We start from the raw sequence: 9,710 nt of genomic DNA, 5'->3' as shown, positions 1-9,710 counted from the left end.
GTTAGACGTATTCGAAAAGTCTTTTGAGAAGCTTAAAAGAGACCGAAGCAAGAAAGACACCCGTGTCGTTATTTCGGAATTCCTGGAAAAATTTGAATCGTCGGACTTCAACCAAGCTATACATTCTTCCGCAATTTTCGACGCTGAATTGCCTGTATGGATGTACCTCCTCGGTGGTATTGAGGCCGCAGTGAAAAAAGAGGAGCTCCTCGATGGTCGAGTTGAAATTTTAAATGAATTTCTGTTGGAGCATATTAATAATTTAAGCTTTGGTGAACCCGACAGAAAGAGCTATACGGGTATATTGATAGAAAATAGATTGTGGGCAAGCGCAAAAATCATAAAGAATGTCGACCCATTTCTTTTAAATTCAAAATTTCCGGCAACTTACTCGTGTATTATTAGTACCTCAAAAAAATATGACAAAAAAGCGTCCTTGAATCTTCTCCAGGAATTGATTGGAATGGGCTTTGACGTAAACAAGCCGACAGACGTGAATAAAATAACGCTACTCATGAAGGCTTGCGCAATTTCAGATTTGGAAACGATAAAAATTTTGCTTGAGTATGAAGCAGATATAAACGCAATTGACTCTAAGTATGGCGCTAGCGCCTGGATGCATGCAATAGAAAGCAAATATGGGTTAGGGTCTTTTTCGGCAAGGGACAGATTGTTCAGGGTTCTCAATTTATTAATCCGAAGTGGTGCCGATATTTTTGCAAGACCAAATAATCAGCGCAATTTTTATGATTTCGTTACGAAATCAAAGATTCTTGATAAAACAGAAAAAGATAAGCTTCGATCACGCTTTGAAAAGAATAAGAAAGGAAAGGTTGCGCTAGAAGAGGACAAGGAAAACAGAAAGAAAACTTTGGGAGCAGAAGATAAAATCCCAGAGGATTTTATTGTTCAGTACCACCGTGATACAGATTTTCTCCTCATACCGACTGATCTTTTGGTTCACGAAATGATCTGTATTTTTATGAAGTTTGGAATCAACGAATTCTACGCGAGAGACATTTCCAACGTTGTTAATCGAACCGTAAAAAAATGGACGGACTATAAACCACCTATGTCTCCAGGGCTTGCGGAAGAGAAGCTCGATGAGCTTCTAGATTTTTCTGATGAATTGCAGTTGGAGAAGTCGAGAGATCTTCGATACCGCTGCAAGATGATTAAAGAGAATCTGTCGATGTCACCTAAGCTTGATGAATTGGTCAATGTGTTTGCCAAAATACGATCTAATAACTTAGATAGTGGTGGTATGTCATAACTAGAGGCTGTTGTCGGACGGGCCTTCGCTCGCGCTCAGGCACGCCGCAAAGCCGAGCGTTAAATTAGTAATGGTAGCGGAGTTGTGCGAGATGTAGAGCGTCATCCGTGACTTTGTAGACCATGCGATCCTCTTCGTTGATTCGGCGCGACCAATAGCCGGCAAGGCTATGTTTCAGCGGTTCTGGTTTACCAATACCTTCAAACGGCTCACGCTTGGTTTCCTTGATTAACTTGTTGATTCGTTTAAGAGTATTTTTGTCGGTTTTTTGCCAATAGAGATAGTCTTCCCAGGCATTCTCGGAGAAGATAAGCTTCATTCAAGAAGATCCTTTTCTTGCCCGCCGCTTTGCTCTAGCTCAGCAACGGATTCTAGCAACCGGCGAGCGTTCTTCGGCGCACGCAGCAGGTATGCGGTCTCCTGCAGAGCTTCGTAATCCTCTAATGAGACCATTACCACCGACTGCGATTTGCTCCGAGTAATTATGATTGGTGAGCGGTCTTCACAGACCCGGTCCATGGTTTTTGCTAGGTTTGTTCTGGCAGCGGTATAGCTGATGGCATCCATAAGATTAATCCTGTACGTGATATTGATCATGTACAAGATACCGTACGACAGATGATTTAACAATCGGCTACACAGCGACCGGTTTTCCGCCGCTTCGCGGCTCCAACATGGCGCGTCAGCCGGGCGTTAGGCTCTATTGTTGCGTGATGCGCACCAAGCTATCATTCCCTCTGATTAAATCTTTCCGTCACAAAGGACTGAAGCGGTTCTACTCGACCGGCAGCACGACGGGCATACAGCCTGACCATGCCAAGAAACTGCGTATGCAGCTGGCTGCTCTGGATACGGCGACTTCAGTGGAAGACATGGATATTCCAGGACGGCAACGCCCACATTCTTGATTATGAGGATTATCACTAATGACTATGCATAATCCGCCGCATCCTGGTGAATTCATTCGCGAGGTGTACCTGGAGCCTCTCGGTATCAGCTCTCGTCAGCTTGCCTCCAGTCTGGGCGTTTCACCTTCTACTTTGTCTCGGCTGCTCAAAGGAGATAGTGGTATTAGCCCGGAAATGTCATTGCGGCTATCCAAGATTCTCGGGCGCACTCCTGAGAGCTGGTTGGCGATGCAAGATATGTACGACCTATGGGTGGCTCGCGGCACAGTCAATCTGGATGGTATTCACCGCCTGGACTTCGAAGCAGCTTAACCAGTGGCTGTTGTCGGGCGCGCCCGCGCTGGCGCTCCGGCACGCCGCAAAGCCGGGCGCAAAAAGGACGGCATGGATGGTAAAAAATTTCCTTGCAGATGCGGGCTCGTTGGCTCCCTCCGTTCGGAGCAGCCACGAGCTTTATCGGTCGGCTTTACAGCCACTGATCAGCATTATTACGCCTACCTATAATCGCGAGCGAACCATCGCGCAGGCGGTGGAGTCTGTCTTGGCGCAGTCTTATGAGCGCTGGGAGCTTCTGATTATTGATGATGGTTCTGAAGACGGCACGCGAGAGCAGTTATCTGGTTACCTGGACGATGCCAGGGTTCAGTACCATTTTCAGGAGAACCAGGGGCAGAGTGTTGCCCGGAATCGGGGGCTTCGTTACGCGCGTGGAGAATACATCTGCTTTCTGGATTCGGATGATCTGTGGGTGCCGGAAAAGCTGGAGCGGCAGGAGGCACTGATGAAGGCATACCCGGATGTGGATGTGCTTCACAGTGATGAAATCATGATTGATGAACAGGGCCATGAGTTATCCCGCAAGAATATGCGCCGATATTCCGGCAAAATTGCCCGTCAGATGCTGGTAGATAACAGTGTCAGCATCAATACCGTGATGGCACGGCGCGAATGTTTTGATGCGATGGGCGGTTTTTCCGGTCGTTATGGCGTTGCCGATGACTACGACATCTGGTTGCGTTTTTCGTCTCGTTACACGTTTTTCTATGTGCCCGAGTACTGGGGTTATTATCGGGTTATGCCGGATCAGATTTCCAGCAACAAGGTGCGCCGTTTCGAGGCGAACGAGTCGATTATTCTGGATTTCATCAAAGCCTATGGTGAAGTACTTGAGCCCTGGGAAATTCGGTGGGGGCTGGCTCGTTTCTACTGCAGAAAAGCCCGCTATTTTGCCGCAGCGGGACAACGTGCGACCGCTTGGGGAGCGCTGGGGCGGGCGGCGCGTTTCGCCCCTCTGGATTTCGCGGTCTGGCGAAGTCTTTACCGGGTTATGTTCCCGCGTCGGTCCGGGAGCCGGGAGTAAGCTAAAAGATAGGCTCCCCGCTCGCTTTCACGGCATAAAACAGGCAGTCGCTCTTCGCAATCGCCGGGTTGGTCGTGATCATAAACAGCCGAATGGCCTGGGCGGGGTGAATCTTCCCGTTTTCAATCCGTAACACCCGTGCTGTGCTCTCGATCCGGTTATGGCCAATGGCAGTGAGGGTGCCAAGGCCCTTTTCCCCGATCCACCCGAGCGATTCGTGGGGGTAAACAATGCCGAAATTGCGGTGTTCAATGTCGGGGGGAAAGGTCAGGTCTGCCTGGCCGGAGGGAGTATCGCGATATTCGATGCTGGCCTGGTTGGCCAGTTCCACCCGGATCGGGTTGCGTAAGACGCTCACATCCCACTCGGCCTGCTCCAGTGACAGCACATCGGTTTTGGTGGTGTACCGAACGAGGCCATCGTAGGCCAGTTGGTGGGCGTGTTCGTCCTGGGAGCCGCCACATTCGATGGTGACCGTGGGTACCTCCTGTTCGGAATATTCCATCAGCGCGCCGAGGCGCAGGTCGGTCATAACCAGGCGATCGGTGAACAGCGAGGCCAGGGCCTGGTGGGCGGCGTCGTTGGTGATAGTTACCGCGAAGGCCGGCCCGGTGCCGGACGTATTGTGAACGTCCAGCAGGCATTCGGGATTGGCATTGCGCAGCTCGATGAGCATGGCCTCGGCAATCGCACCTTCCGGGCCTTCGAAAGGTTGTCGGAAACAGCGGTTGAGGTCCCGGCCCTCGGGCCGCTGACGCACCGTAAGTTTGGGCGGAGTTTTCGCCGGGTACACACCGCCGAGCAGAAAAAGCATATTCACCTCGGGTGTGCGCTGTTCCAGTAGCCATCGGTGCAGTGCAAAGAATCCCGAGGGTTCGTTGCCGTGCAATAAGGTCGCCATGGCGCGGGTGCGGCTGCGGTCGCGGCCGGCCACATGAACCACGGTGGGGCCGGTCAGTTGGTCCAGCCACTCCAGAGGTGATCGGCCAAGGGTTTTGGGCGACGGGTCGTTCAGGTAATCGAGAACGTTGGCGTTGCTCACGGCGACAATCTCCATTCGTGGAGTGGTCGGTTGGTTTTCTGATTCACCATATACAGCGCCAGCATACTTTGAAACGCTTCGTCGGGCGTCATGGCGGTCATAAAGGATTCTGTTATGGCGCGCTGCCAGCGGGCACCCGTGGTACGGCTTTGTAGCCGACCTTCGATGATGCCCAGCAGGCGGCTGATTTCGTTGTCGTCTAAACCAGTCTGCCCTAAAGCTTCGCGGGCCCTGGGTAGCAGCGACTCGGCCACGGCTATCAGAGGCGAGGCTTGCAGCTGAACCTGATTCTTGTGCGGCCAGATAATCTCGGCATCGATGCCGTATTTGGCAGCCCGGTAAAAATTGTGTTCGGTGTAGTGGAACGGAAAAATTGAGGTCAGGTGGTGGATGTCGTCCAGCACCGCCAGGGCCATCCCGATCACAAAGAGGCCATTCGCGCACATATCCACTGCAGTGGGCCCAGCGGGCATGGAGCGAATCTCGATGCGCAGGTGGCCGCCGGCGGTAGGGTCGTAAATGGCACGGTTCCAGGGCCAGGTGGTGCCCTGATGCAGGCGCAGCTCGGCCAGTTCCGGCATTGCGCCGCTGTCGATCACGGCCATTGGGTCTTCATCCGACATCAGAGGAATGATGGGGGGATACAACGAAGCCGAGGCGGCAAACAGTTCCCAGGCGCTGCGGGCCCAGCCATTGCCGTAATATACCCGGGGCGGGTGGCGCCAGGTCTTGTGGTTCGGCGACCGGCTGTCAATGGATTGTTTGAACAGGGCAATGCGGGTTTCATCCCAGAGGTGATGGCCAAACAGGCTGGGAGAATTGCTGGCCAGGGCCAGGGCAATCGGGGTGACCAGTTGAACGGCATTGAAATAATCGGCAAACCGTCGCGCCGGCACGCGCCAGTGCAGCTGGAAGGAGGTGTTGGCGCCTTCCATATAGACGTCGTCTGCTTCCAGGTTCAGCACGTCGTGGCCACCAATGTGAATGCTGAACGGCTCGCTCCGTTGCTCAATCAGCGCTTTTGACAGGGCGTGGTAACGGGGTTCGTTGGTCATCACCTGAGCGCCCATGTCGGACTGGCGCAGGGTGGGCAGAATGCCAATGGGGACCAGTTCACCGCCCAATGGCGCGGCATGTTGATTGATGCGAGTGATGGCTGCGAGCAGTTCCTGTTCGGTTCTGGCGAAAGGGCTGCCTTTGAAGGTCTGGGGGCTCAGGTTGTACTCGAGGTTGAAGCGATTGAGCTCGAGCGTGAGCTGCGGGTCTCTGGCGCTGGCGGCAATCGCCGTGTTGATGGGGTGAATGCGCAATTCCGGGTTAACGATGTAGAACTCGACTTCCGCCCCGATAGAGGCTTCACCCTCACCAAAGCCTGGCCGGGCAAGCAGGCGGGTGAGGGCGGTCAGGTCCGTTCGTACCTTGGCGGCAAAACGGTCGAATTCCTCTGGCGCAAACTCTGTTGTTTGAATCGACAGTCCCACGGTAAGGTTGTCTCTTGCGCTGACATATCTTTGATATTAGTGGAAGATGCCCCGATTGCCTTGTTAAACCTTGCGAAAGACCACGGGAGCCTCCTCGGGAATGACACGAACGGTTTTGATTATTGAAGACAATCCCGGCATCGGCGAGCTGGTTCGTATGCAGGTGACCGACCTGGGCATGACACCCGTTCTGGTGGATCGCGGCGATACGGGGTTGGCGCGGTTTCGCGAGGGCGGTATTGATCTGGTGATTCTGGATTTGATGCTGCCCGGGCTTGACGGGCTGGCGGTGTGCCGGGAAATCCGCGCCTGCCCGGGCTATGTGCCGGTCATGATGCTAACGGCCAAGAGTACTGAGCTGGACCGGGTGCTGGGGCTGGAAATGGGGGCCGATGACTATCTCACCAAGCCGTTCAGCGTTGCCGAACTGGCCGCTCGAATCAAAGCTCTGTTCCGCCGGGTGGATGCTTTGTCTCAGGGCACGGCACCAACGGAGGATGCCGGCGAGCTCTCCGTCGATGGTCTGCGGATAGACCCGGTGCGGCGGCGGGTGTTTGTGGAGGAGCAGGAGGCAGATTTAACCGCCCGTGAATTTGATCTGCTCTGGCACTTTGCTTCGCATCGCGGCCGGGTTTTCAGCCGGGCCCAGTTGCTGGATGCGGTCTGGGGCTACAACCATGATGGCTACGAGCATACCGTAAACACTCATATCAACCGGCTGCGCAACAAGATCGAAGCCGACCCTGCGAACCCGAGCTACGTCCAGACGGTCTGGGGCGTTGGCTACCGGTTCATGGATTAGCGATGGCGCTTTCTGTCTTCCGAACCCTCTACGCTCGCCTGGCTATTGGTCTGTTCCTGCTGTTGCTGGTGGTGGGCGGCCTGTTCACTTTCCTGAGCCTGACCTCGGTTCGGGAGTACTCGGCGGCGGTAAACCACCAGATCAATCGCGATCTTGCCCGGAATCTGGTCTCCGACCGCAACCTGGTGACTGATGGCCGGCTGAATCGCGATGCCATGAAGCAGCTTTTTGATTTGTACATGGCGATTAACCCGAGCATCGAGATCTATTTGCTGGATACCGACGGCACCATTCTCTCGTTCTCGGCCAACCCCGATAAGATCAAGCGCAACCGGGTGTCGCTGGGGCCGATCAGAACCCTTCTGGAGAATCCGGTTGCCTATCCGTTGCCGGGCGATGATCCGCGCAGCCACGACCGGCAAAAAGTGTTTTCGGTCACGCCTGTGCCTTCGGCTGACAACCCCACCGGCTATCTCTACGTCGTGCTGAGGGGTGAGGAATTTGATCTGGCCGAGAGCATGGTTCACAGCAATCGGTTATTGAAAATGGGCGCAGGTGCCCTGGTGGTCAGCCTGATCGTGGGTTTGCTGGCGGGCCTGGTGTTTTTCCGGTTGTTGACTCGGCGCCTGTCGCGGCTGACTGAGCGCGTGGAGTCGTTCGAGCGGGATATGTCGCCAGACACAACACCAGACACGGTGAACAAGGGCGACGATATTGATTATCTGGCCTCGCGGTTCGACCGGATGGCCGAGCGCATTGTCGCCCAACTGGATCTGCTGAAGCACAAGGACGCCCAGCGGCGGCAGTTGGTGGCTCAGGTGTCTCACGACCTGCGAACACCGCTGGCGTCGATTCAGGGCTACATTGAAGCTCTGCAACTGAAACAGGAAACCCTGGATGCCGGCGAGCGGGCCCGGTTCCTGGATGTGGCGCTGGCGGAGAGCCATCGGTTGGGGCGCCTGGTGGAGGAGTTGTTCGAGCTGGCCGCGCTGGATGCCCGGGAGAAACAACCAGATGCAGAGCCTTTTGTGGTTGCCGAGCTGCTTTATGATGTGGTTCAGAAACATCGGCCGGAAGCGGCTGGCGCGGGTATTGAGCTGACCATTGTGGCGGCCGAACCGGTGCGGGTAACGGCCGACATCGCCATGACCGAGCGAGTGCTGGACAACCTTATCGGCAATGCCATCAGCCATGCACCGAACGCGACACAAGTAACGCTGGCGGTTGTGGCACGAGAGGGCGGCGCAGCCATTACGGTGGCGGATGCAGGGCCGGGCATCAAGGCGGATGATCTCGACCACGTTTTCGAGCCTTTTTATCAGGCCGCAGAGGCTTCCCGCAGCGGCCACGCCGGGCTGGGGCTGGCCATTGCCCAGCGGCTGGTTGTCCTGCAATCCGGGACCTTGTCTGTGCGTAACGCCGGCGGCGCGGAGTTTACGATATGGCTGCCGCAGGCAGATCCAGCGTCGGGTAACGCGTCGTAAGGCTCACCAATGTTATACATTTGTGATATTTGCCGAACGGTTTCGTGACTCCATGGCAGTAGGCTCTGGATATGGAATCCAATGAGGAGAAGTCTCATGAAACGCAGATTTGCAGGTTTGTTTTCTGCCCTGGCGTTAATGTTTGCGGTTGCAGGGTTATTTGCGGCGCAGGTGTCGGCCGAAAAATCGGAACGTGAACTCAGCCGGTTTGCACCTGATCAACCGGGGCTGGCCGTTGCCACCTTTGCCGGCGGCTGCTTCTGGTGTGTGGAAGCCGGTTACGAAAAAATCCCCGGCGTTGTCGAGGCTGTGTCCGGCTACGCGGGCGGTGACGAAAAGAACCCGACCTATCAGCAGGTCTCCTCTGGCCGCACCGGCCACACCGAGGCTGTGCAGGTGTATTACGACCCCGACAAGATGACCTACGAGGGCCTTCTGGCAGGACTCTGGCGGATGATGAACCCGACCGACCTTGAGGGGCAGTTTGTGGACCGGGGCAAACAGTACCGCCCGACCATCTTTTATCATAATGCCGAGCAGAAGCGTTTGGCCGAGGCGGCGAAACAAAAACTGGAGGCATCCGGGGTTTACGATAACCCGGTAGTCATCCCGATCGAGCCACTGAAAATCTTCTACCCGGCCGAAGAGTACCACCAGGATTACTACAAGAAGAATCCGATTCGCTACAACTTCTACACCTTTAATTCCGGGCGTTACCAGTTTATCGAGAAAGTGTATGGCGAGGATTACGAACTGGACTTCTCCCGCTATGTGCCTGGCGCCAATGGCGACCCCAAGGCCAGCGGAAGTGCCAGCAAGGAACAGGCAACATCAGGCAACGGCTTCAACCCGGCGACCTTTGAAAAGCCGAGCCAAGAAGTTCTGAAACAGCGCCTGACCGACCTGCAATACGAGGTAACCCAGGAAGATGCGACCGAGCGCGCTTTCAACAACGCATACTGGGACAACAAGCGCCCCGGGTTGTATGTGGATGTTGTCTCTGGTGAGCCGTTGTTTTCCTCCCGGGACAAGTACAAGTCGGGCACCGGCTGGCCCAGTTTTACCCGGCCTCTTGCTTCCGACGCCGTGGTAGAGCGTGAAGACAATACGTTCTTCATGACCCGAACCGAAATCCGCAGTAGCCACGCAGACTCTCATCTGGGCCACGTGTTCAACGATGGCCCGGCGCCAACCGGATTGCGCTATTGCATGAACTCGGCGGCCATGAAGTTTATCCCGCTGGAGGAAATGGAAGCCGCCGGTTATGGCCAGTGGATTGACGAGGTGAGGCAGGGTAGCGCGCAGTAGCGTTATCTTCACAAGTGCAATTCAGGTGCCTAGCGGCACGGGATTCAGTTAC

General features: G+C 55.1%; 11 protein-coding genes. 7 read left to right on the top strand and 4 right to left on the bottom strand.

What is annotated here, in order from left to right; translation table 11 throughout:
* Nucleotides 1–1,273 (top strand): ankyrin repeat domain-containing protein (locus ACP2AU_RS15665; protein WP_426377153.1); only part of this gene is annotated, 1,273 nt, incomplete at its 5' end.
* Between the two features lie 64 nt (nucleotides 1,274–1,337).
* Here ACP2AU_RS15665 and ACP2AU_RS15660 read toward each other — a convergent pair.
* A complete protein-coding gene (locus ACP2AU_RS15660; RefSeq protein ID WP_426377152.1) occupies nucleotides 1,338–1,592 on the bottom strand; it encodes a Txe/YoeB family addiction module toxin in 255 nt (84 codons plus the stop codon).
* Nucleotides 1,589–1,840 (bottom strand): type II toxin-antitoxin system Phd/YefM family antitoxin, encoded by a 252-nt coding sequence (locus ACP2AU_RS15655; protein ID WP_426377151.1) that lies wholly within the window; start codon nucleotides 1,838–1,840, stop codon nucleotides 1,589–1,591. The genes ACP2AU_RS15660 and ACP2AU_RS15655 overlap by 4 nt, the downstream gene beginning before the upstream one ends.
* A gap of 107 nt (nucleotides 1,841–1,947) precedes the next feature.
* Between ACP2AU_RS15655 and ACP2AU_RS15650 the strand changes: the two genes are divergently transcribed.
* The 3 genes from ACP2AU_RS15650 (at nucleotide 1,948) to ACP2AU_RS15640 (ending at nucleotide 3,541) form a co-directional block, all read left to right on the top strand.
* Nucleotides 1,948–2,181 (top strand): type II toxin-antitoxin system RelE/ParE family toxin, encoded by a 234-nt coding sequence (locus tag ACP2AU_RS15650; protein WP_426377150.1) that lies wholly within the window; start codon nucleotides 1,948–1,950, stop codon nucleotides 2,179–2,181.
* Between the two features lie 18 nt (nucleotides 2,182–2,199).
* A complete protein-coding gene (locus tag ACP2AU_RS15645; RefSeq protein WP_426377149.1) occupies nucleotides 2,200–2,493 on the top strand; it encodes a HigA family addiction module antitoxin in 294 nt (97 codons plus the stop codon).
* Nucleotides 2,494–2,569: 76 nt separating this feature from the next.
* The gene (locus tag ACP2AU_RS15640) at nucleotides 2,570–3,541 is read left to right on the top strand and encodes a glycosyltransferase (RefSeq protein ID WP_426377148.1); all 972 of its coding nucleotides are present in this window, start codon (nucleotides 2,570–2,572) and stop codon (nucleotides 3,539–3,541) included.
* A 1-nt stretch (nucleotide 3,542) separates the two neighbouring features.
* Here ACP2AU_RS15640 and ACP2AU_RS15635 read toward each other — a convergent pair whose 3' ends face one another.
* Together ACP2AU_RS15635 and ACP2AU_RS15630 are read right to left on the bottom strand one after the other, a co-directional pair.
* The gene (locus ACP2AU_RS15635; RefSeq protein ID WP_426377147.1) at nucleotides 3,543–4,583 is read right to left on the bottom strand and encodes a succinylglutamate desuccinylase; all 1,041 of its coding nucleotides are present in this window, start codon (nucleotides 4,581–4,583) and stop codon (nucleotides 3,543–3,545) included.
* Nucleotides 4,580–6,064, bottom strand: a complete 1,485-nt coding sequence (locus ACP2AU_RS15630; protein ID WP_426377146.1) for a hypothetical protein — start codon at nucleotides 6,062–6,064, stop codon at nucleotides 4,580–4,582. Before ACP2AU_RS15630 ends, ACP2AU_RS15635 begins: the two co-directional genes overlap by 4 nt.
* Nucleotides 6,065–6,164: 100 nt before the next feature.
* Here ACP2AU_RS15630 and ACP2AU_RS15625 point away from each other — a divergent pair, with 100 nt between their 5' ends.
* The 3 genes from ACP2AU_RS15625 to msrB all read left to right on the top strand — a co-directional run bounded on the left by ACP2AU_RS15625 (nucleotide 6,165) and on the right by msrB (nucleotide 9,658).
* Nucleotides 6,165–6,866: a response regulator transcription factor gene (locus ACP2AU_RS15625; RefSeq protein ID WP_426377145.1), complete on the top strand. Its 702-nt coding sequence runs from the start codon at nucleotides 6,165–6,167 to the stop codon at nucleotides 6,864–6,866.
* Between the two features lie 2 nt (nucleotides 6,867–6,868).
* Complete coding sequence (locus ACP2AU_RS15620) at nucleotides 6,869–8,350, top strand: ATP-binding protein (protein ID WP_426377144.1); 1,482 nt, start codon at nucleotides 6,869–6,871, stop codon at nucleotides 8,348–8,350.
* A 96-nt stretch (nucleotides 8,351–8,446) separates the two neighbouring features.
* Complete coding sequence (gene msrB, locus ACP2AU_RS15615; protein WP_426377143.1) at nucleotides 8,447–9,658, top strand: peptide-methionine (R)-S-oxide reductase MsrB; 1,212 nt, start codon at nucleotides 8,447–8,449, stop codon at nucleotides 9,656–9,658.
* Nucleotides 9,659–9,710 lie beyond the last annotated feature (52 nt).

Source organism: Marinobacter sp. VGCF2001 (assembly GCF_049943275.1).
In the GTDB taxonomy this organism is placed as follows: Bacteria; Pseudomonadota; Gammaproteobacteria; order Pseudomonadales; family Oleiphilaceae; genus Marinobacter.
The sequence above is the reverse complement of the archived record's forward strand: the minus strand, read 5'-3'. Positions and strand labels throughout refer to the sequence as shown.